General features: G+C 69.5%; 22 protein-coding genes. 15 read left to right on the top strand and 7 right to left on the bottom strand.

The features are described 5' to 3' along the window. Complete coding sequence (gene tal, locus ACWD02_RS29610; protein ID WP_451215627.1) at positions 1 to 1,119, bottom strand: transaldolase; 1,119 nt, start codon at positions 1,117 to 1,119, stop codon at positions 1 to 3. 35 nt (positions 1,120 to 1,154) lie between these two features. Further along, a complete protein-coding gene (gene tkt / locus ACWD02_RS29605; protein WP_451215626.1) occupies positions 1,155 to 3,248 on the bottom strand; it encodes a transketolase in 2,094 nt (697 codons plus the stop codon). 387 nt (positions 3,249 to 3,635) lie between these two features. Between tkt and ACWD02_RS29600 the strand changes: the two genes are divergently transcribed. The 3 genes from ACWD02_RS29600 to ACWD02_RS29590 all read left to right on the top strand — a co-directional run bounded on the left by ACWD02_RS29600 (position 3,636) and on the right by ACWD02_RS29590 (position 6,220). Continuing rightward, the gene (locus ACWD02_RS29600; protein ID WP_451215624.1) at positions 3,636 to 4,589 is read left to right on the top strand and encodes a heme o synthase; all 954 of its coding nucleotides are present in this window, start codon (positions 3,636 to 3,638) and stop codon (positions 4,587 to 4,589) included. Between the two features lie 94 nt (positions 4,590 to 4,683). Next, on the top strand, positions 4,684 to 5,031 hold the full coding sequence (locus ACWD02_RS29595) for a hypothetical protein (RefSeq protein WP_363208045.1): 348 nt from the start codon (positions 4,684 to 4,686) through the stop codon (positions 5,029 to 5,031). 100 nt (positions 5,032 to 5,131) lie between these two features. After that, positions 5,132 to 6,220, top strand: a complete 1,089-nt coding sequence (locus ACWD02_RS29590) for an amidohydrolase (protein WP_451215623.1) — start codon at positions 5,132 to 5,134, stop codon at positions 6,218 to 6,220. 2 nt (positions 6,221 to 6,222) lie between these two features. On the opposite strand, the gene ACWD02_RS29585 is transcribed toward ACWD02_RS29590, so the two are convergent. The 4 genes from ACWD02_RS29585 to ACWD02_RS29570 form a co-directional block, all read right to left on the bottom strand. Then, a complete protein-coding gene (locus ACWD02_RS29585) occupies positions 6,223 to 7,230 on the bottom strand; it encodes a COX15/CtaA family protein (RefSeq protein ID WP_451215621.1) in 1,008 nt (335 codons plus the stop codon). A gap of 87 nt (positions 7,231 to 7,317) precedes the next feature. Then, positions 7,318 to 8,106, bottom strand: a complete 789-nt coding sequence (locus tag ACWD02_RS29580; RefSeq protein ID WP_451215619.1) for an ABC transporter permease — start codon at positions 8,104 to 8,106, stop codon at positions 7,318 to 7,320. Further along, entirely contained in the window at positions 8,103 to 9,029 is a 927-nt protein-coding gene (locus ACWD02_RS29575) for an ABC transporter ATP-binding protein (RefSeq protein WP_451215617.1), read from the bottom strand. Before ACWD02_RS29575 ends, ACWD02_RS29580 begins: the two co-directional genes overlap by 4 nt. Positions 9,030 to 9,075: 46 nt before the next feature. Further along, positions 9,076 to 9,888 carry an aminoglycoside N(3)-acetyltransferase gene (locus ACWD02_RS29570; RefSeq protein WP_451215615.1) on the bottom strand — a complete coding sequence of 271 codons (813 nt, stop codon included), beginning with the start codon at positions 9,886 to 9,888 and terminating at the stop codon, positions 9,076 to 9,078. A 161-nt stretch (positions 9,889 to 10,049) separates the two neighbouring features. Between ACWD02_RS29570 and ACWD02_RS29565 the strand changes: the two genes are divergently transcribed. From ACWD02_RS29565 to ACWD02_RS29530, 8 genes are all read left to right on the top strand, one after another. Continuing rightward, a complete protein-coding gene (locus tag ACWD02_RS29565; protein ID WP_451215613.1) occupies positions 10,050 to 10,781 on the top strand; it encodes a helix-turn-helix transcriptional regulator in 732 nt (243 codons plus the stop codon). Continuing rightward, positions 10,778 to 12,199, top strand: coding sequence for a Fe-S cluster assembly protein SufB (gene sufB / locus ACWD02_RS29560; protein ID WP_399385939.1), 1,422 nt, complete (start codon positions 10,778 to 10,780; stop codon positions 12,197 to 12,199). Before ACWD02_RS29565 ends, sufB begins: the two co-directional genes overlap by 4 nt. A gap of 62 nt (positions 12,200 to 12,261) precedes the next feature. Further along, complete coding sequence (gene sufD / locus ACWD02_RS29555; RefSeq protein WP_451215610.1) at positions 12,262 to 13,443, top strand: Fe-S cluster assembly protein SufD; 1,182 nt, start codon at positions 12,262 to 12,264, stop codon at positions 13,441 to 13,443. Then, on the top strand, positions 13,440 to 13,757 hold the full coding sequence (locus ACWD02_RS29550) for a bifunctional 3-phenylpropionate/cinnamic acid dioxygenase ferredoxin subunit (RefSeq protein ID WP_190083272.1): 318 nt from the start codon (positions 13,440 to 13,442) through the stop codon (positions 13,755 to 13,757). The genes sufD and ACWD02_RS29550 overlap by 4 nt, the downstream gene beginning before the upstream one ends. A 5-nt stretch (positions 13,758 to 13,762) precedes the next feature. Further along, the gene (gene sufC, locus ACWD02_RS29545) at positions 13,763 to 14,527 is read left to right on the top strand and encodes a Fe-S cluster assembly ATPase SufC (protein WP_365827241.1); all 765 of its coding nucleotides are present in this window, start codon (positions 13,763 to 13,765) and stop codon (positions 14,525 to 14,527) included. Continuing rightward, a complete protein-coding gene (locus ACWD02_RS29540) occupies positions 14,524 to 15,792 on the top strand; it encodes a cysteine desulfurase (protein ID WP_451215608.1) in 1,269 nt (422 codons plus the stop codon). Before sufC ends, ACWD02_RS29540 begins: the two co-directional genes overlap by 4 nt. Before the next feature lie 16 nt (positions 15,793 to 15,808). Next, positions 15,809 to 16,279, top strand: a complete 471-nt coding sequence (sufU, locus tag ACWD02_RS29535; RefSeq protein WP_451215606.1) for a Fe-S cluster assembly sulfur transfer protein SufU — start codon at positions 15,809 to 15,811, stop codon at positions 16,277 to 16,279. Beyond that, entirely contained in the window at positions 16,276 to 16,611 is a 336-nt protein-coding gene (locus ACWD02_RS29530) for a metal-sulfur cluster assembly factor (protein ID WP_160504340.1), read from the top strand. The genes sufU and ACWD02_RS29530 overlap by 4 nt, the downstream gene beginning before the upstream one ends. A gap of 91 nt (positions 16,612 to 16,702) precedes the next feature. Here the strand turns inward: ACWD02_RS29530 and ACWD02_RS29525 are convergent, their stop codons facing one another. After that, positions 16,703 to 17,839, bottom strand: coding sequence for a DUF7847 domain-containing protein (locus tag ACWD02_RS29525; RefSeq protein ID WP_451215604.1), 1,137 nt, complete (start codon positions 17,837 to 17,839; stop codon positions 16,703 to 16,705). Positions 17,840 to 17,961: 122 nt separating this feature from the next. On the opposite strand from ACWD02_RS29525, the gene ACWD02_RS29520 reads away from it, so the two are divergent. From ACWD02_RS29520 to ACWD02_RS29505, 4 genes are all read left to right on the top strand, one after another. Then, positions 17,962 to 18,282: a DMT family transporter gene (locus ACWD02_RS29520; protein ID WP_365827236.1), complete on the top strand. Its 321-nt coding sequence runs from the start codon at positions 17,962 to 17,964 to the stop codon at positions 18,280 to 18,282. Then, the gene (locus tag ACWD02_RS29515; protein WP_451215602.1) at positions 18,282 to 18,827 is read left to right on the top strand and encodes a TetR/AcrR family transcriptional regulator; all 546 of its coding nucleotides are present in this window, start codon (positions 18,282 to 18,284) and stop codon (positions 18,825 to 18,827) included. The genes ACWD02_RS29520 and ACWD02_RS29515 overlap by 1 nt, the downstream gene beginning before the upstream one ends. A gap of 235 nt (positions 18,828 to 19,062) precedes the next feature. Then, entirely contained in the window at positions 19,063 to 20,052 is a 990-nt protein-coding gene (gene dapD, locus ACWD02_RS29510; protein WP_451215600.1) for a 2,3,4,5-tetrahydropyridine-2,6-dicarboxylate N-succinyltransferase, read from the top strand. 105 nt (positions 20,053 to 20,157) lie between these two features. Beyond that, on the top strand, positions 20,158 to 20,766 hold the full coding sequence (locus ACWD02_RS29505) for a hypothetical protein (RefSeq protein WP_451215599.1): 609 nt from the start codon (positions 20,158 to 20,160) through the stop codon (positions 20,764 to 20,766). The last annotated feature ends 15 nt before the right edge of the window (positions 20,767 to 20,781 follow it).

The following is a 20,781-nucleotide window of genomic DNA, read 5'->3' as shown; positions in this document are numbered from 1 at the left end:
TCAGCCCTCCGAAGGGGTGAGGCGCTTGAGCTCCGCCTCGGTGGACTTGAGCAGGTCGTTCCAGGACGCCTCGAACTTCTCGACGCCCTCGTCCTCGAGCAGCTGCACCACGTCGTCGTAGCTGATGCCGAGCTTCTCGACGGCCTCGATCTCGCCGCGCGCCGCGTCGTACGTCCCGGCCACGGTGTTGCCCGTGATCTGGCCGTGGTCGGCGGTCGCCTCGAGGGTGGCCTCCGGCATCGTGTTCACCGTGTTCGGCGCGACCAGGTCGTCGACGTACAGGGTGTCCTTGTACGCCGGGTCCTTGACGCCGGTCGAGGCCCACAGCGGACGCTGCTTGTTGGCCTGCGCCTTGTCCAGCGCGGCCCAGCGGTCGGACGAGAAGACCTCCTCGTACGCCTCGTACGCCAGGCGGGCGTTGGCGAGCGCGGCCTTGCCCTTGGCGGACTTGGCCTCGTCGGTGCCCAGGGCGTCCAGGCGCTTGTCGATCTCGGTGTCCACGCGGGACACGAAGAAGGACGCCACCGAGTGGATCTTGGAGAGGTCCAGGCCGCGCTCCTTGGCCTTCTCCAGGCCGGCGAGGTACGCGTCCATGACCAGGCGGTAGCGCTCCAGCGAGAAGATCAGCGTGACGTTGACGCTGATGCCCAGGCCGATGACCTCGGTGATCGCGGGCAGGCCCGCCTTCGTCGCCGGGATCTTGATGAGCGTGTTCGGGCGGTCCACCAGCCAGGCGAGCTGCTTGGCCTCGGCGACCGTTGACTTCGTGTTGTGCGCCAGGCGCGGGTCGACCTCGATCGACACGCGGCCGTCCTGGCCGCCCGTCGCGTCGAAGACCGGGCGCAGGATGTCGGCGGCGTCACGGACGTCCGCCGTCGTGATCATGCGGATGGCTTCTTCGACGGTGACACCGCGGGAGGCGAGGTCGGAGAGCTGCTGGTCGTAACCGTCGCCCTGCGAGATCGCCTTCTGGAAGATCGACGGGTTCGTCGTGACACCCACGACGTGGCTCTGGTCGATCAGCTCGGCGAGGTTGCCGGACGTGATCCGCTTGCGCGACAGGTCGTCCAGCCAGATCGCGACGCCTTCGTCGGAAAGGCGCTTGAGTGCGTCTGTCATGAGGATTACATCTCCTACTTGGTCGTATGTCGGCGTCAGCGCTGAGCGGCGTCGATCGATTCCCGGGCGGCTGCGGCCACGGCGTCGCCGGTGAACCCGAACTCGCGGAACAGCACCTTGCCGTCGGCCGAGGCACCGAAGTGCTCCAGCGAGACGATGCGCCCGGCGTCACCCACGAAGCGGTGCCAGGTCAGGCCGATGCCCGCCTCGACCGCCACGCGCGCCTTGACGGACGGCGGAAGGACGCTGTCGCGGTACCCCTGGTCCTGCGCCTCGAACCACTCGACGCACGGCATCGAGACGACGCGCGTGGGAACGCCCGCGGCCTGGAGCTGCTCGCGCGCCTCGACGGCGAGCTGTACCTCGGAGCCGGTGCCGATGAGGACGACCTCGGGGGCGCCGCCGTCGGCCTCGAAGAGGACGTAGCCACCCTTGACGGCGCCTTCGGTGACCTCGCGGTCGTACGTCGGCACGCCCTGACGGGTCAGCGCGAGGCCGTGCGGGGCGCCCTTGCCGAACTCCTTGGTGTAGCGCTTGAGGATCTCGCGCCACACGACCGCGGTCTCGTTCGCGTCCGCGGGACGGACGACGTTCAGGCCGGGGATGGCACGCAGCGAGGCCAGGTGCTCGACCGGCTGGTGCGTCGGGCCGTCCTCGCCGAGACCGATGGAGTCGTGCGTCCACACGTACGTCACCGGGAGGTGCATCAGCGCGGAGAGACGGACGGCGTTGCGCATGTAGTCGGAGAACACCAGGAAGGTGCCGCCGAAGATGCGGGTGTTGCCGTGCAGCGCGATGCCGTTCATCTCCGCGGCCATGGAGTGCTCGCGGATGCCGAAGTGGATCGTGCGGCCGTACGGGTCGGCCTCCGGCAGCGGGTTGCCCGCCGGGAGGAACGACGACGTCTTGTCGATCGTGGTGTTGTTCGAGCCCGCGAGGTCGGCGGAGCCGCCCCACAGCTCGGGGATCACCGCGCCGAGCGCCTGCAGGACCTTGCCGGACGCGGCACGCGTCGCGACGCCCTTGCCCGCCTCGAAGACCGGGAGCTTCTCCTCCCAGCCCTGGGGGAGCTCGCCCGCGGCGACGCGGTCGAACTCGGCGGCGCGCGCGGAGTCGGCCGTCCGCCAGGCGGCGAAGCCCTTCTCCCACTCGGCCTTGGCGTCACGGCCGCGGTCGAGGGCGGCGCGGGTGTGCGCGAGGACCTCGTCCGAGACCTCGAAGGTCTGCTCCGGGTCGAAGCCGAGGACACGCTTGGTGGCCGCGACCTCTTCGTCGCCGAGCGCCGAGCCGTGCGCGGCCTCGGTGTTCTGCGCGTTCGGCGCGGGCCAGGCGATGATCGAGCGCATCGCGATGAAGGAGGGGCGCTCCGTCTCCGCCTTCGCGGCCAGGATCGCCTTGTAGAGGGCGGCCGGGTCGAGGTCGCCGTCCTCCTTGGGCTCCACGCGCTGGACGTGCCAGCCGTAGGCCTCGTACCGCTTCATGGTGTCCTCGGACACCGCGGTCTCCGTGTCGCCCTCGATGGAGATGTGGTTGTCGTCCCACAGCAGCACGAGGTTGCCGAGCTTCTGGTGCCCGGCGAGCGACGACGCCTCGCCGGAGATGCCCTCCTGGAGACAGCCGTCACCGGCGATCGCGAAGATGTGGTGGTCGAACGGCGACTCGCCGGCAGCGGTCTGCGGGTCGAACAGGCCACGTTCGTAACGGGCGGCCATCGCCATGCCCACGGCGTTCGCGACGCCCTGGCCGAGCGGCCCGGTCGTCGTCTCGACGCCCGTGGTGTGCCCGTACTCCGGGTGGCCCGGGGTCTTGGAACCCCAGGTGCGGAACGCCTTCAGGTCATCGAGCTCCAGGCCGAAGCCGGCCAGGTAGAGCTGGATGTAGAGGGTCAGGGACGAGTGGCCCGCGGAGAGAACGAACCGGTCGCGGCCGGTCCACTCGGCGTCCGCGGGGTCGTGCCGCATCACCTTCTGGAAGAGGGTGTACGCGGCGGGCGCGAGGCTCATGGCCGTACCAGGATGGCCGTTGCCGACCTTCTGTACGGAGTCCATGGCCAGGACGCGGGCAGTATCAACAGCCCGCTGGTCCAGTTCGGTCCACTCGAGGTCTGTGGTGGTCGGCTTGGTGCTCACCCTGAGTCAGGGCTCCTCTCCACATGTCGAATGCCGGCGATGTAGATCCCACCGGCCGATGTCGAGCCTACCGCTGTAAAGACGTGCATTTTTTCGAGTCATTCCAGAGTGCCGGGGTGCGTCGCCATCCGCCTCCCGAAAGGGATCCACGGTGTTCACCATGTGATCCCGGAGCCGCTCATCTGGACTCTCACAACGAGTACGGCACCGCTCATCTGAACGGGTGTCGGGCCGTGTTTCGGGCGTCCCAACACGCTGCTCAACACGACCCCACCCCCGCGAAGGGCGAGGTATGGGCAACGTCTACAGTGGCGTGGTACGCGCGAGCCTTTACCGGATCTTCATGTCTGAACTCCGACGCGGCTTGCTGGGAAGTCTCTGTCAGGGGTGTGCGTGACGGCCGTTGAATCCCGTCCAGCGGGAGCGATTGGGACGAGCTCTAGCCCAAGCCACCGGCCGCTCGGGGCCCGTGTCATGGCGTTCGTGGCGCTGACCAAGCCGCGAATCATCGAGCTCCTCCTGATCACCACCGTTCCGGTGATGTTCCTCGCCGAGCAGGGGGTGCCCGACCTGTGGCTGGTCTTCGTGACCTGCCTCGGCGGATACCTCTCGGCGGGCGGCGCGAACGCGCTCAACATGTACATCGACCGCGACATCGACGCCCTGATGGACCGTACGTCCCAGCGGCCCCTGGTCACGGGCATGGTCAGCCCCCGTGAGTGCCTCGCCTTCGGCATCGCGCTCGCGGTCGCCTCCACGCTGCTCTTCGGGCTCGTCGTCAACTGGCTGTCCGCGTGGCTCGCCCTCGGCGCCCTGCTCTTCTACGTGGTCGTCTACACGATGATCCTGAAGCGCCGCACCTCGCAGAACATCGTCTGGGGCGGTATCGCGGGCTGCATGCCGGTCCTCATCGGCTGGTCCTCGGTCACCAACTCCCTGTCGTGGGCGCCGGTCATCCTCTTCCTCGTCATGTTCTTCTGGACGCCGCCGCACTACTGGCCGCTGTCGATGAAGGTCAAGGACGACTACGCCCGCGTGGGCGTGCCCATGCTGCCGGTCGTCGCGTCGAACAAGGTGGTCGCGCGGCAGATCGTCCTCTACAGCTGGGTGATGGTCGCCGTCTCGCTGCTGCTGCAGCCCCTCGGCTACACCGGCTGGTTCTACACCGGGGTCGCCTTCGTGACCGGCGGCTGGTGGCTGTGGGAGGCGCACGGCCTGCAGAACCGCGCCAAGGCCGAGGTCACGGGCGGCAAGCTCAAGGAGATGCGGCTCTTCCACTGGTCGATCACCTACGTCTCGCTGCTGTTCGTGGCGGTCGCGGTGGACCCCTTCCTTCGCTGAGCCGACAACTTTCCCGACGGGCGGGGCACGTGGTGTTGAACGCCACGTGCCCCGCCCGTCGCCAGTTGATCTACCCGTCGGTAGCATCCTGCTCATGGCAGAGACGCAGCAGGTCGAGGACAGCAAGCAGGCAGCCCGCGCGGACAAGAAGGCGGCCAAGCTGGCCAAGCAGATCGGTGCCTTCGCCCAGGCGCACGGCGGTGCCGAGGGACAGGTCGCGTACATCGGGCACGAGGGCACCCGCATCGTCCTGGTCGGCGACGACGGTGGCTGGGGTGACCTGGTGGCCCCCACCTACGAGATCGCGCAGAGCGCCGTCGAGAAGGCCGGGATCACCGTCCACGAGGACTTCGACGGTGACTTCGCCGCCAAGGTGGAGACCGGCCCGTACGAGTGGTCGCGGATGGCGGGCATTCAGCTCGGCGGCAAGAGCAACGGCTGACGGCGTTGATGCCGTGGCGGACAGAACGGCCGTAAGCAACACCTGACACCCGGGTCACCCGTTAGGACGGTAGGAGCACGTCCGTCTACCGGGAGCCCGGATGATCGAAACGCCGTCCCTGGTGGACCAGTACTGCCACGGTGTGCTGCGTACGGAGCTGGGTCTCGGCACCTTCGAGGCCCACCTCGGGCGCGGCGAGGGCCCGCCCGCGCCCGGCACCACCTTCTTCGACACCCAGACGGGCTTCGCCGTACGCCGCTGGTGCCCGCCGCTGCTCGGCCTCGAACCGCACTGCCCGCCCGCCCGCTACCTCGCCCGCCGCCGCGATCTGGGCGTCCTCGAAGCGGGGCGGCGGCTGCTGCGGGGGAGCGGCATCACGACGTATCTCGTCGACACGGGGCTGCCCGGCGACCTGACGGGGCCCGGCGAGATGGCGTCGGCCGGTGACGCCGACGCGCATGAGATCGTCCGCCTGGAATTACTGGCCGAACAGGTGGCCGACACCTCCGGCACCGTCGACTCGTTCCTCGCCAACCTCGCCGAATCGGTGCACGCGGCCGCCGCGAACGCCGTCGCCTTCACCTCCGTGGCGGGCGTGAGGCGCTCTCTCGCCCTGGCACCCGAGCCACCGGGGCCCGGGGAGGTGCGGGGTGCCGCGGGACGTTGGCTGGCCCGGCGGCAGGTGGGCGGGGCGCTCCAGGACCCCGTGCTGCTCAGGCATCTGCTGTGGATCGCCGTCGCGTCGGGGCGTCCGCTGCAACTGCACGCGGGGGTCGGCGACCCGCAGGGGTACTTCGGGGGTTTCGCGCGGGCGACCGCGGGGCTCGGCACCGATCTGGTCCTGCTGCACGGCTATCCGTACCACCGCAACGCCGCGGACCTGGCCGGTCTCTTCCCGCACGTGTACGCCGATCTGGGCCCCGCCCTGGTGCGCACGGGCGCTCGCGCGGCCGCCGTGCTCGCGGAGATCCTGGAGCTCGCGCCCTTCGGCAAGCTGCTGTTCTCCAGCGGCGCGCACGGGCTTCCCGAGCTGCACGTGGTGGGCGCGCGGCTCTTCGGGGAGGCGCTCGGGCGCGTGTTCGGCGGATGGGTCACCGAGGGCGCGTGGTCGCTGCCGGACGCACAGCGGGTGGCGGGGCTCATCGCGGCGGGGAACGCCCGACGGGTGTACGGCCTGAACGACGGCTGAGGTCAGACCGCCGAGAGCTGCGAGTCGTCGGCCTGGGACGGCAGACCGGCGGTGGTGTACGGCCGTTCGCGCAGCGACAGCAGGACGCGCATCACGGCGATCCAGACCACGCACGAGCCGAACATGTGCAGGCCGACCAGGACCTCGGGCAGGTCCGTGAAGTACTGGACGTAGCCGATCGCGCCCTGGGCGAGCAGGATCAGGAAGAGGTCGCGGGTGCGGTGCAGCGGGCCCTTGGGGGCGTCGACCGCCTTCAGCACGAACCACAGGGCGAACGTCAGCGTCACCACAATCCAGGCGAGCACGGCGTGCAGCTTGCTGACGGTCTCCCAGTCGAAGCCCATCCGCGGCACCTCGCTGGAGTCACCCGCGTGAGGCCCGGAGCCCGTCACGACGGTGCCGATCGCGATGAGCAGCACGGACGCCGCGACCAGGAACCACACCAGCTGCACCACGGCCTTGCCGACCAGCGGACGCGCGTCGCCGTCGCCCTCGCGGGTGCGCTGCCACATCGTGACGGCGACCGCGATCAGGGCGGTGGAGAGCAGGAAGTGCGCCGCGACCGTCCACGGGTTGAGGCCGACGAGCACCACGATGCCACCGAGTACGGCGTTGCCCATGACCAGCCAGAACTGGACCCAGCCGAGCCGGGTGAGGCTGCGCCGCATCGGCTTCTGCGAGCGCGCCGCGATGATCGCCCAGCCGACGGCCGCGCACAGCACGTACGTCAGCATGCGGTTGCCGAACTCGATGGCGCCGTGGAAGCCCATCTCGTGGGTCGCCGTCAGGGAGTCGTCCGTGCACTTGGGCCAGGTCGGGCAGCCGAGCCCCGAGCCGGTCAGCCGGACGGCGCCGCCGGTGACCACGATGCACACCGTCATCGCGAGCGAGATGAGAGCGGCGCGCCGGACGGTCCGCTGCTGCGGGGTCCAGCGTTCGGCGATGAAGGCGAGCGGATTGCGCACGGCGGAGACGGCGTCGGCTCGGGTCACGTTTGGCACGGGGACCATCGTAGGGGGCCGCTTGTGCACGGCTTCACGAGGGGGACGTATCCGGTGCTTCTGTGACGCGGCTTACCCCGGTGGCTCCCCCGGCCCCTACTCCCAGCGGAAGAACTTGCCCGCGGCCCCGAGCCCGAGCACCGCCCAGACCGCCAGGATCGCGAGGTTCCCCCACGGCATCCCCGCACCGTCCTGGAGCACGTCCCGCAGGCCGTCGGAGAGGGCGGAGATCGGCAGCAGGCCGAGCACCGACTGGGCCGCGTCCGGGAACTTGTCGAGCGGCACGATGACGCCGCCGCCCACCAGCAGGAGCAGGAAGACCAGGTTCGCGGCGGCGAGCGTCGCCTCCGCCTTCAGGGTGCCCGCCATCAGCAGCCCGAGGCCCGAGAAGGCCGCCGTGCCGAGGACCAGGAGGAGGAGTACGGCGAACGGGTTGCCGTGCGGCGACCAGCCGAGGCCGAAGGCGATCACCGTCAGGAGCACGATCTGCAGGACCTCGGTGACGAGGACCGAGAGGGTCTTCGCCGCCATCAGCGCCCAGCGGGGCAGGGGTGAGGCGCCGAGCCGCTTGAGCACGCCGTAGCGGCGCTCGAAGCCCGTGGCGATGGCCTGCCCGGTGAACGCCGTCGACATCACGGCGAGGGCGAGGATGCCGGGCGCGAGGAAGTCGACTGCCTTGCCGTCGCCCCCCGCAGTTTCAGTAGGCACAGTGACGATGTCGACCGTGCTGAACAGCACGAGCAGGAGGGTCGGGATCACCACCGTGAGAAGGAGCTGCTCGCCGTTGCGCAGCAGCATCTTCGTCTCGAGTGCCGCCTGCGCGGCGATCATGCGGGGGAGCGGGGCTGCGCCCGGCTTCGGCGTGTATGTACCGGCGGCGCTCATCCGCGCAGCTCCTTGCCTGTGAGCTCGAGGAAGACGTCTTCCAGGGTGTGGCGTTCGACGGCGATCTTCTCCGGCATCACGCCGTGCTGGGCGCACCAGGAGGTGACCGTGGCGAGCAGCTGCGGGTCGACGGTGCCGCTCACGCGGTAGGCGCCCGGGGTGAGTTCGGCCGCCGCGGAGTCCGGCGGGAGTGCCTTGAGGAGGGAGCCGACGTCGAGACCGGGACGGCCGGAGAAGCGCAGGGTGTTCTCGGCGCCGCCACGGCACAGCTCTTCCGGGGTGCCCTCGGCGATGACCTTGCCCGCGTCGATGATCGCGACCTCGTCGGCGAGCTGCTCGGCCTCGTCCATGTGGTGCGTGGTGAGGATGACGCTGACCCCGTCGGTGCGCAGATCGCGTACGAGATCCCAGGTGGCCCGGCGTGCCTGCGGGTCCAGGCCCGCGGTCGGCTCGTCCAGGAAGACCAGTTCGGGCCGTCCGACCACGGCCATGGCGAGCGCGAGGCGCTGCTGCTGGCCGCCGGACAGGCGCCGGTAGGTGGTGCGGCCGCAGCTCTCCAGGCCCAGGCGCTCGATCAGCGCGCCCACGTCGAGCGGGTGGGCGTGCAGCTTCGCCATGTGCGACAGCATCTCGTCGGCGCGGGCGCCGGAGTAGACGCCGCCGGACTGGAGCATCACGCCGATGCGGGGGCGCAGCGCGCCGGCCTCGCGGACCGGGTCCAGGCCAAGGACGCGGACCGTGCCCGCGTCCGGCCTGCGATAGCCCTCGCAGGTCTCGATCGTGGTGGTCTTGCCTGCGCCGTTCGGCCCGAGGACCGCGGTGACCGCGCCCGCGCGGACCCGGAGGTCGAGGCCGTCCACCGCGGTCTTCTTGCCGTACCGCTTGACCAGGCCGGTGACCTGGACGACGGACTCATTTCCCATGGCGGGAAGTCTAGAGAGGGGGAGCAGGCACGCGGGCAGGGGGCTGTCAGCCCGCCCACTCGGCCCGTGAGCGGTGTGTGTCCAGCCACTTCTCCGCGTACGCCACCGCGTCGGCCACCGGGAAGAGGCGGGCCGTCGCGGCGCCCACCGTGCCCCGCACCACGGGCCGGTCCCGCTCGAAGTCCGCGCCGAGTTCGTCGAAGCGCTCCTCGGAGATGGAGGTCTCGCGCACCGTCGTCCAGCGGCGCCCCTCCGGCGTCATGACCGCGAAGGAGTTCTCCACCTGGGGAGCGGGGAGCCGGTACTCGGCCAGGTGGAAGCAGGTGCAGGAGTCGAAGCCCGCGCCGAGCAGCAGCACCCGGGCGCCCGATTCCTCCAGGCGGGCCAGCGGGCTGCGCTCACCCAGGCGGCAGTCCAGCGCGTGCCCTTCCAGGAGCTCGGCCGCGCGGGGCCCGACCGCGGCGAAGGAGGTCTGCGGGTGGGCGCTGCGCAGGGCTCCGGGCCAGGTCCGTACGGTCTCGGGGATCACGCCGACGCCTCGGGTGGGGGTGGTGCGCGGGTCGTAGGCGGGGATGGACGCCCGGATCTCGGGCCACCAGGACTCGGGCACGGGCGGGTTTCCCCACTCCGCAGGGTCGGAGTTGTCGCTGGACTGCGTGGGGACCACCAGAGTGCCCGTCTGGCCCAGCACGTCGAGGAGTGCCTGGACGACGGAAATCTGGCCGCCGCTGACCCAGCCGACGGCACTCAGCGAGGAGTGCACGAGGAGGGTCTCGCCGGGGTCCACGCCGAGCTCGCGGAGGTCGGCCGCGAGGGACGCGCGCGTACACAAAGGGCCGGTGGGAGGGGGTGTCGACATGGTCAGGGAGTCTCGTCGCCCCGACCTGTCCGCGCCACCGCTTTGATCGATCAGTGATCATTTCCGCAGGTCAGCTTAGGTATGCCTAAGTGATGCAGCGCACCGGACCGTGATCCCGACGCGGGTTGTCAGGCTCTGAGGAATTACGCAACAATGGCGTTGTGAAAAACGTCGGCGAGGCTCCGCAGGAGGAACTCGCGACCGGGGAGCGGTCTACACGCAACCGGGTCGCGCGCTCCATCCTGGACCACGGCCCCTCCACGGTGGCCGACCTCGCGGGCCGCCTCAAGCTGACCCAGGCCGCCGTCCGCCGTCACCTCGACACCCTCGCCCACGAGAACGTGGTCGAGCCCCGTGAGCAGCGGATCTACGGCGCACGTACGCGCGGTCGGCCCGCCAAGGTCTTCGCGCTCACCGACTGCGGCCGGGACGCCTTCGACCAGTCGTACGACAAGCTGGCCGCCGACGCCCTGCGCTGGATCAGCGAGCGGCACGGCGAGGAAGCGGTCGTCGAATTCGCCCGCGAGCGGATAGCCGCGCAGGCGGTGGCCTACCGCGAGGCGGTCGAGGCGGCGCCCCCCGAGCAGCGCACCGAGGCTCTCGCGAAGGCGTTGACCGCCGACGGGTACGCTGCTACGGCCCGCACGGCCCCCGTGGGTGAGCAGCTGTGCCAGCACCACTGCCCGGTCGCCCACGTCGCCGAGCAGTACCCACAACTTTGCGAGGCGGAGACGGAGATCTTCTCCGCCCTCCTCGGGACGCACGTCCAGCGGCTCGCCACCATCGCCCACGGCGACGGCGTCTGCACGACGTTCATCCCGCGCAACACCCCACAGTCTTCACAGACCACTGATAACGCATCCGCAAGCACGGCCGGGAGGAACCCCGCATGACGCTCCCCACGGAGACTGCCCACCCCGAACTCGAGGGTCTGGGCACGTACGAATACGGCTGGGCCGACTCCGACGTCGCCGGTGCCTCTGCCAAGCGCGGCATCAATGAAGACGTCGTCAAGGACATCTCCGCCAAGAAGTCCGAGCCGGAGTGGATGACGAAGCTGCGCCTCAAGGGCCTGCGGCTCTTCGGCAAGAAGCCCATGCCCAACTGGGGCTCGGACCTGTCGGGCATCGACTTCGACAACATCAAGTACTTCGTGCGGTCCACGGAGAAGCAGGCCCAGTCCTGGGAGGACCTGCCCGAGGACATCAAGAGCACGTACGACAAGCTCGGCATCCCCGAGGCGGAGAAGCAGCGCCTCGTCGCCGGTGTCGCGGCCCAGTACGAGTCCGAGGTCGTCTACCACCAGATCCGTGAGGACCTGGAGGAGCAGGGCGTCATCTTCATGGACACCGACACGGCGCTGAAGGAGCACCCGGAGCTCTTCAAGGAGTACTTCGGGACCGTCATCCCCGTCGGCGACAACAAGTTCGCGTCGCTGAACACCGCCGTGTGGTCCGGTGGCTCGTTCATCTACGTCCCCAAGGGCGTGCACGTCGAGATCCCGCTCCAGGCCTACTTCCGCATCAACACGGAGAACATGGGCCAGTTCGAGCGGACGCTGATCATCGTGGACGAGGACGCCTACGTTCACTACGTCGAGGGCTGCACGGCGCCGATCTACAAGTCGGACTCCCTGCACTCCGCCGTTGTCGAGATCATCGTGAAGAAGGGCGGCCGCTGCCGCTACACGACGATCCAGAACTGGTCGAACAACGTCTACAACCTGGTCACCAAGCGCGCCGTGGCGTACGAGGGCGCGACCATGGAGTGGATCGACGGCAACATCGGCTCCAAGGTGACGATGAAGTACCCCGCCGTCTACCTGATGGGCGAGCACGCCAAGGGCGAGACGCTGTCCATCGCCTTCGCGGGCGAGGGCCAGCACCAGGACGCCGGTTCCAAGATGGTCCACATGGCGCCCAACACGTCCTCCAACATCGTGTCGAAGTCCGTGGCGCGTGGCGGTGGCCGCACCTCCTACCGCGGTCTCGTCGAGATCGGCGAGGGCGCCGCCGGATCGAAGTCGAACGTCCTGTGTGACGCGCTGCTCGTCGACACGATCTCCCGCTCGGACACGTACCCCTACGTGGACGTGCGCGAGGACGACGTGTCCATGGGCCACGAGGCGACCGTCTCCAAGGTCTCCGACGACCAGCTCTTCTACCTGATGAGCCGCGGTCTGACGGAGTTCGAGGCCATGGCGATGATCGTGCGCGGCTTCGTCGAGCCGATCGCCAAGGAGCTGCCCATGGAGTACGCCCTGGAGCTGAACCGGCTGATCGAGCTGCAGATGGAGGGTTCGGTCGGTTAAGACCGGACACCGTCCCCGCAGCGACCGACTTCTTTACCCAGAGAGAGAGCACGACGACAGCCATGGCTGAGGCTCAGAACATTCCCGTGGGGTCGACGACCGCCGGGTCCATCGCGGTGGCCGCCGAGTCGACCGTCGCCACCCGCATGAGCGCTCCCCCGTCCTTCGACGTGGCGGACTTCCCCGTCCCCCACGGCCGCGAGGAGGAGTGGCGGTTCACGCCGCTGGAGCGTCTGCGCGGGCTGCACGACGGCACGGCGGTCGCCACCGGCGGCATCCGCGTCGAGGTGACGGCCCCGGCGGGCGTGACCCAGGAGACCGTCGGCCGTGACGACGCGCGCGTGGGCAAGGCGGGCAAGCCCGTCGACCGCGTGGCCGCGCAGGCCTACTCGTCCTTCGAGAAGGCCTCGGTCGTGACCGTCCCCAAGGAGACGGTGCTCACCGAGCCGATCCGGATCGCCGTGCACGGCGAGGGCGGCACCGCCTTCGCGCACCAGGTCATCGAGGTGGGCGCGTTCGCCGAGGCCCTCGTCGTCATCGACCACACCGGTGACGCCGTCCTCGCGGCCAACGTCGACTACCTCCTGGGCGACGGCGCCAAGCTCACCGTCGTCTCCGTCCAGGACTGGGACGACAAGGCCGTGCACATCGCGCAGCACAACGCGCTGATCGGCCGTGACGCCTCCTTCAAGTCGGTCGTCGTGACCTTCGGCGGCGACGTCGTACGCCTGAATCCCCGCGTCACGTACGCGGGCACGGGCGGCGAGGCCGAGCTCCTCGGCCTGTACGTCACCGACGCCGGCCAGCACCAGGAGCACCGCCTCCTGGTCGACCACAACCAGCCGCACTGCAAGTCGAACGTCATCTACAAGGGCGCGCTGCAGGGCGACGACGCCCACGCGGTGTGGATCGGCGACGTCCTCATCGAGGCCGCCGCCGAGGGCACCGACACGTACGAGATGAACCGCAACCTGGTTCTGACCGACGGCGCCCGCGTCGACTCCGTGCCGAACCTCGAGATCGAGACCGGCGAGATCGTCGGAGCGGGCCACGCCTCGGCGACCGGCCGCTTCGACGACGAGCAGCTCTTCTACCTCCAGTCGCGCGGTATCCCGGAGGACGAGGCCCGCCGCCTCGTGGTCCGCGGCTTCTTCGCCGAGCTGGTCCAGCAGATCGGTCTGCCGGACGTCGAGGAGCGCCTCATCGCGAAGATCGAAGAGGAGCTGGAGGCGACGGTCGCATGACCTTCGTACGCGCCTGTGGCCTGAGCGAGCTGTCGGAGGACACCCCGAAGCGGGTGGAACTCGACGGCACGCCGGTCTCGGTCGTCCACACCGAGGGCGAGGTGTTCGCGATCAACGACATCTGCTCGCACGCGAACGTCTCCCTCTCCGAGGGCGAGGTGGAGGACTGCCAGATCGAGTGCTGGCTGCACGGCTCCGCCTTCGACCTCCGCACCGGCAAGCCGTCCGGTCTTCCCGCGACGCGCCCCGTCCCCGTATACCCCGTAAAGATCGAAGGGGACGATGTGCTCGTCTCCCTCACCCAGGAGTCCTGAGGCACATGGCAACGCTTGAAATCCGAGACCTGCACGTCACCGTCGAGGCCGACAACGCCACGAAGGAGATCCTCAAGGGCGTCGACCTCACCGTGAAGCAGGGCGAGACGCACGCCATCATGGGCCCGAACGGCTCCGGCAAGTCGACGCTCGCCTACTCCATCGCGGGTCACCCCAAGTACACGATCACGCAGGGCACCGTCACCCTCGACGGCGAGGACGTCCTGGAGATGTCCGTCGACGAGCGTGCCCGCGCCGGCATGTTCCTGGCCATGCAGTACCCGGTCGAGGTCCCCGGCGTCTCGGTCTCCAACTTCCTGCGCACGTCGGCGACGGCGATCCGCGGCGAGGCCCCCAAGCTGCGCACCTGGGTGAAGGAGGTCAAGGGAGCGATGGAGCAGCTCCAGATGGACCCGGCCTTCGCCGAGCGCAACGTGAACGAGGGCTTCTCCGGCGGTGAGAAGAAGCGCCACGAGATCCTCCAGATGGAGCTCCTCAAGCCGAAGATCGCGATCCTCGACGAGACCGACTCCGGCCTGGACGTCGACGCCCTGCGCCAGGTCTCGGACGGCGTCAACCGCGTCCGTGAGACCGGCGAGGTCGGCACCCTGCTGATCACCCACTACACGCGCATCCTGCGCTACATCAAGCCCGACTTCGTGCACGTCTTCGCGAACGGCCGCATCGCCGAGTCCGGCGGCGCCGAGCTCGCCGACAAGCTCGAGGCCGAGGGCTACGAGGCTTACACGAAGGGTGGCGTATCAGCGTGACGTCGGCCCACCAGGGGCTCTCCGGCCTCCTCGACACCGAGGCGATCCGCAAGGACTTCCCGATCCTGGATCGCACGATCCACGACGGCAAGAAGCTCGTCTACCTGGACAACGCGGCGACCTCGCAGACGCCGCGCCAGGTGCTCGACGTACTCAACGAGTACTACGAGAAGCACAACGCCAACGTCCACCGCGGCGTGCACGTCCTCGCGGAGGAGGCCACGGCGCTCTACGAGGGCGCCCGTGACAAGGTCGCGGCGTTCATCAACGCGCCGAGCCGCGACGAGGTGATCTTCACCAAGAACGCCTCGGAGTCGCTCAACCTCGTGGCCAACATGCTGGGCTGGGCCGACGAGCCCTACCGCGTGGACCACGAGACCGAGATCGTCATCACGGAGATGGAGCACCACTCCAACATCGTGCCGTGGCAGCTGCTCTCGCAGCGCACGGGCGCGAAGCTGAAGTGGTTCGGTCTCACGGACGACGGCCGGCTGGACCTGTCCAACATGAACGAGATCATCACGGAGAAGACGAAGATCGTCTCCTTCGTCCTGGTCTCGAACATCCTGGGCACGCAGAACCCCGTCGAGGCGATCGTCCGCCGTGCGCAGGAGGTCGGCGCGCTCGTCCTCATCGACGCCTCGCAGGCGGCACCGCACATGGTGCTCGACGTGCAGGCGCTGCAGGCCGACTTCGTGGCCTTCACCGGCCACAAGATGCTGGGCCCGACGGGCATCGGCGTGCTGTGGGGACGCCAGGAGCTCCTGGAGGACCTGCCGCCGTTCCTCGGCGGCGGCGAGATGATCGAGACCGTGTCGATGAACTCGTCGACCTACGCTCCCGCGCCGCACAAGTTCGAGGCGGGCACGCCCCCGGTCTCCCAGGCCGTCGGCCTGGGTGCGGCCGTGGACTACCTCTCGGCCATCGGCATGGACAAGATCGCCGCTCATGAGCACGCGATCACGGAGTACGCGGTCAAGCGCCTCCTGGAGGTCCCCGACCTCCGGATCATCGGCCCGGCATCGGCCGAGGACCGCGGCGCCGCGATCTCCTTCACGCTCGGTGACATCCACCCGCACGACGTGGGCCAGGTCCTGGACGAGGAAGGCATCGCGGTCCGCGTGGGTCACCACTGCGCCCGCCCCGTCTGCCTCCGCTACGGAATTCCTGCGACCACGCGAGCGTCGTTCTATCTGTACTCCACGCCCGGCGAGATCGACGCTCTCGTCGACGGCCTGGAGCACGTACGGAACTTCTTCGGCTGAGGGGCTGGCTGGGAACGTGAAGCTGGATTCGATGTACCAGGAAGTCATCCTGGACCACTACAAGCACCCGCACGGGCGCGGTCTTCGTGATGGCGACGCCGAGGTGCACCACGTCAACCCGACGTGCGGCGACGAGATCACGCTGCGCGTCAAGTACGACGGGTCGACGATCGCCGACGTGTCGTACGAGGGGCAGGGCTGTTCCATCAGTCAGGCCAGCGCGTCCGTCCTGAACGACCTGCTGGTCGGCAAGGAGCTCGCCGAGGCGCAGAAGGTCCAGGAGGTCTTCCTGGAGCTGATGCAGTCCAAGGGCAAGCTGGAGCCGGACGACGCGATGGAGGAGGTCCTGGAGGACGCCGTCGCGTTCGCCGGGGTCTCGAAATACCCGGCGCGGGTGAAGTGTGCTCTGCTGAGCTGGATGGCGTGGAAGGACGCGACGGCGCAGGCACTGGGTACCGAAGACGTCGCTGAGAGGAAGACCGCATGAGCGAGAACGAAACGCTGACCAAGCCGGCCTCGGAAGAAGAGGTCCGCGAGGCGCTGTATGACGTGGTCGACCCCGAGCTGGGCATCGACGTCGTCAACCTGGGCCTGATCTACGGCATCCACGTCGACGACGCGAACATCGCGACGATCGACATGACGCTCACCTCGGCGGCCTGCCCGCTGACGGACGTCATCGAGGACCAGGCGAAGTCCGCCACCGACGGCATCGTCAACGAACTCAGGATCAACTGGGTCTGGATGCCGCCGTGGGGCCCGGACAAGATCACGGACGACGGTCGCGAGCAGCTGCGCGCGCTCGGGTTCAACGTCTGAGGTTCAACGTCTGAGGTTCACCGTCTGAGGTGTGACGGGTAGTTTTTACGGTTCGGCCCCCTGCGCTGGTGCGCAGGGGGCCGAACCGCGTTCAGCTCCCTTGCGGGGAGTCGGCCTGTGCCAGTGTGTGCGCGAGGCCCTCCTTGCGGATGCGCCGGTCGATGTAGAGCAAGGCGGTCACCAGCGGCAGGAACACGCTGGCCGCCAGTTGCGTGACGAACGTGGCGACCAGGGAGAACAGGGCGAACAGGCCGAACTGGGAGCGCAGTTGGTCCAGAAAATAGGCCGACGCCGAGTCGTCCGGGTCGACCGGGGGCGGGGCCGGCGCGGCGAACTGCAGGGGGAGCCGCAAGGCGAGGGAGACGCCCACCACGATGAGACCCGCGAGCAGCGAGATGCCGAAGGTGCGCCACCAGGCGCCCCGCACCAGGCGCACGGAGCGCCGCAACGCCGTGAACGGCCCCGCTGTCTCGAGCGCCGCGGCGGCCGGGGCGAAGGCGAACAGGACGTACAGCCAGGCCGCGAGCGGCAGCGACACCAGGAACAGCGGGAAGACCAGGCCGATGGGGATGAGTGACTGGGTCATCATCAGGAAGAGGAGCGAAAGGAAGAGCAGGGCGAACGCGGCCACGGGCAGCATCAGGACGATCGAGAGCAGCACGGTCACGACAAGCACGGACGGCGTCCGCGACCAGGCCCTGCGCCAGACCGCACCGAACGTCGCCGGGCGGCCGAGGACCGCCTCGTGCAGCGTGCCGGCGCATGCTGCCTGAATGAACGAGTTGACGACGAGCGTGGCGAGCATGAACACCAGCCACACCAGGCCGAACGCGACCAGGATCGGCCTGCCGTCGTCCCAGGAGAAGTCCGCGCCGGGTTCGCGCATCGCGCGGATGTGCTCCCGGGTCGCGACGTAGGCGAGCACCCCGCCGACCACGGCGACGACGGCGAGCAGACCGTAGGCCGCGGCCGCCGTGCCGAACAGCGGCTTGGCGTAGCGCCGCATCGTCGCGAACGCGCCGCCGATGATGTGGTTGGCGCCCAGCGGCGCGAGGGGTATGACGCCGGGCTTGGGCGGCGGCGGTGGCGGAGTCCAGCCATAGCCGTTCCAGCCCCAGCCGGGCGGCGCTCCGTACGGTCCCGGCGCTCCGTACGGCTGCGGAGGTCCGTGCGGCCCCGGCGGTCCGCCGTACGGCGCCTGTGGTCCCCACCCCGATGTGTCTGACATCGCTCTTGTGCTCCGTCGTCTCGTACGCCTCTGTGGCCCCCCACAGTGATCGCGTCACCTTAACCGGTGGGAACACGCGCGTTTGCGTACGCCCGTACACATCGATATGTACACTCGTACGCATGGGATACGGACTGCTCGCCGGGGCGATCGTGGCGGAGGTGGCCGGGACGACGGCCATGAAGTACAGCGAGGGGTTCAGCAAGCTCTGGCCCTCGCTGATCACCGTCGCGGGCTATCTGATCGCCTTCACGCTGCTCGCGCAGACCCTGAAGACGCTCTCCGTCGGCACGGCGTACGCGATCTGGGCCGGGATCGGCACCGCCGCGGTCGCCGCCATCGGCATGATCTTCATGGGCGAGTCCGCGGGCCTGGCCAAGATCGCGGGGATCGCCCTCGTGATCGCGGGCGTCGTGCTGCTCAATCTCGGGGGTGCGCATTGATGGCCCGCCGTTACGACCCCGAGCGACGTACCCGGATCATCGACGCCGCGATCCGGGTGGTGGGGGAGAAGGGGATAGGCGGGCTCAGCCACCGCTCGGTCGCCGCCGAGGCCGATGTGCCGCTCGGTTCCACCACCTACCACTTCAAGACACTCGACGACCTGCTCCTCGCCGCGCTGGAGAAGGCCAACGAGGGCTTCGCGAAGGTCGTCGCGAGCCGGGGCGGCTTCCAGGACCCCCGGATCGACCTCGCCGGTGAGATCGCCGAGGTGCTCGGGATGTGGCTCGGCCAGGAACGCACGGGGATCGAGCTCGAGTACGAGCTGTATCTGGCCGCGCTGCGCAGGCCCGCACTGCGGCCGGTCGCCGCCTGCTGGTGCGACGGACTCGCGGAGGTGTTCGCCGAGCGCACCGACCCGGCCACCGCGCGGGCGCTGGTCGCGCTGATGGACGGCATCTGTCTGCAGGTGCTGCTCACGGACGGCGTGTACGACGAGGCGTACGCGCGGGAGATGCTGGGGCGGCTGATACCGCGCGGCGGCTGACGGTCATGGGGAGCCGAATCCCCCGCCCAACGGCTGACGGTCACGGGGAGCCGAATCCCGCTCAACGGCTGACCGCCACGGGGAGCCGAATGCCCGCCCTTCGGCGCGGCGGCGGCAATCGGCCCCGCCCGGCGAAAGCGTCCGCGGCGGTTCGTCGATCATCGCCCGGGTTCCGCGTGGCCCGGAGGCTGAGACCGGTTCGCCCGGGTGGTGCGCCGCCGGTTAGGTTTTCCCCATGACCGACACGAACGCTTCCCGCACCACCGGCGCCGTCGCCACAGGCCTCGCCACCCTCACCGCCGACGGCACCGTCCTCGACACCTGGTTCCCCGCGCCCGAGCTCGTCGCCGAAGCGGGCCCCGCAGGCACCGAGCGGCTCACCGCCGAGCGGGCCGTGCAGCTGCTCGGCGAGGGCGCGGCCAAGGCCATCGGCCTGGACGCCCGCCGTGGCGTGGAGACCATCGCCGTACGTACGGTCATCGCGTCCCTTGACGAGAAGCCGGTGGACGCCCACGACGTCTACCTGCGTCTGCACCTGCTCTCGCACCGCCTGGTCAAGCCGCACGGCGTGAACCTCGACGGCCAGTTCGCCTTCCTGGCCAACGTCGCCTGGACCTCGCTCGGCCCGGTCGCCGTCGACGACGTCGAGAAGGTCCGGCTGAACGCCCGCGCCGAGGGCCTGCACCTCGCGGTGACGTCCGTCGACAAGTTCCCCCGCATGACGGACTACGTCACGCCGAAGGGCGTCCGCATCGCCGACGCCGACCGGGTGCGGCTCGGCGCGCACCTCGCCGAGGGCACGACGGTCATGCACGAGGGCTTCGTGAACTTCAACGCGGGCACGCTCGGCACCTCCATGGTCGAGGGCCGCATCTCCGCCGGTGTCGTCGTCGGCGACGGCTCCGACATCGGTGGCGGCGCCTCCACGATGGGCACCCTCTCCGGCGGCGGCAACGTCCGCATCGTCATCGGCGAGCGCTGCCTGATCGGCGCCGAGGCGGGCGTGGGCATCGCGCTCGGCGACGAGTGCGTCGTCGAGGCCGGGCTCTACGTCACCGCCGGGTCCCGCGTGACCATGCCCGACGGGCAGATCGTGAAGGCCCGCGAGCTCTCCGGCGCCTCGAACATCCTCTTCCGCCGCAACTCGGTCACCGGCGCCGTCGAGGCCCGCCCGAACAACGCGGTGTGGGGCGGCCTGAACGACGTGCTGCACAGCCACAACTGATCACCGCGGCCCCGCAAGAGCGCCCTCCGGTCCGCCGGAGGGCGCTCTTGCGTAAGCTGCCCTCCCATCACGGACGCTCGCCGTGCGGGACGACAGGAGACAGACATGCACCGAACGGGGATCCGGGCCCTGGCCCTGAGTTCAGTGGCGGCGCTCGGGCTCGTGGCCGGATGCGGACAGGGCGAGGGGCGGGCCGAGGACGTCGGCCGGGGTGCGCCGCAGCACGTCAGCCCGGTGTCGACGGGCAGCCACTCCTATCCGCTGGAGAAGAGCGACATCCACTGGAGCGGCAGCCCGAGCCCGTTCGACGCGCAGGTCAAGCTCGCCGACGGGCGACGCGTGGCGATGCACTACATGAAGGGCAAGGGGCTCTTCGTGCAGGACTACAGCCCCAAGGCCAAGGGCTGGTCCAAGTCGGCCGTCGTCCACAAGACGAAGACCGACGCCTGTCAGGGCATCACGCTCAAGGCCAAGGACGGCACCGTCGCGGCCTTCGGGGACTTCGGCGTGTACTGCGCCGACGGCGAGCCGCCGACCGAGTCGGTCGCCGCGGTCGCCACGGGTCCGCTGACGAAGTGGGCCACGCACCTCACGAAGGACTTCGACGGCTGGGAGAAGATCGCCGTCGCCGCCGGGGGCAAGAAGGTCACGTTCAGCAGGGGCGGCGAAACGCTCCTGTGGACCAAGGGCGGCGGCTTCCCCGCCGCGGGCTGAGCCGCCGCCGGCCGC

This window comes from Streptomyces sp. NPDC002853, assembly GCF_053591915.1.
The sequence above is the reverse complement of the archived record's forward strand: the minus strand, read 5'-3'. Positions and strand labels throughout refer to the sequence as shown.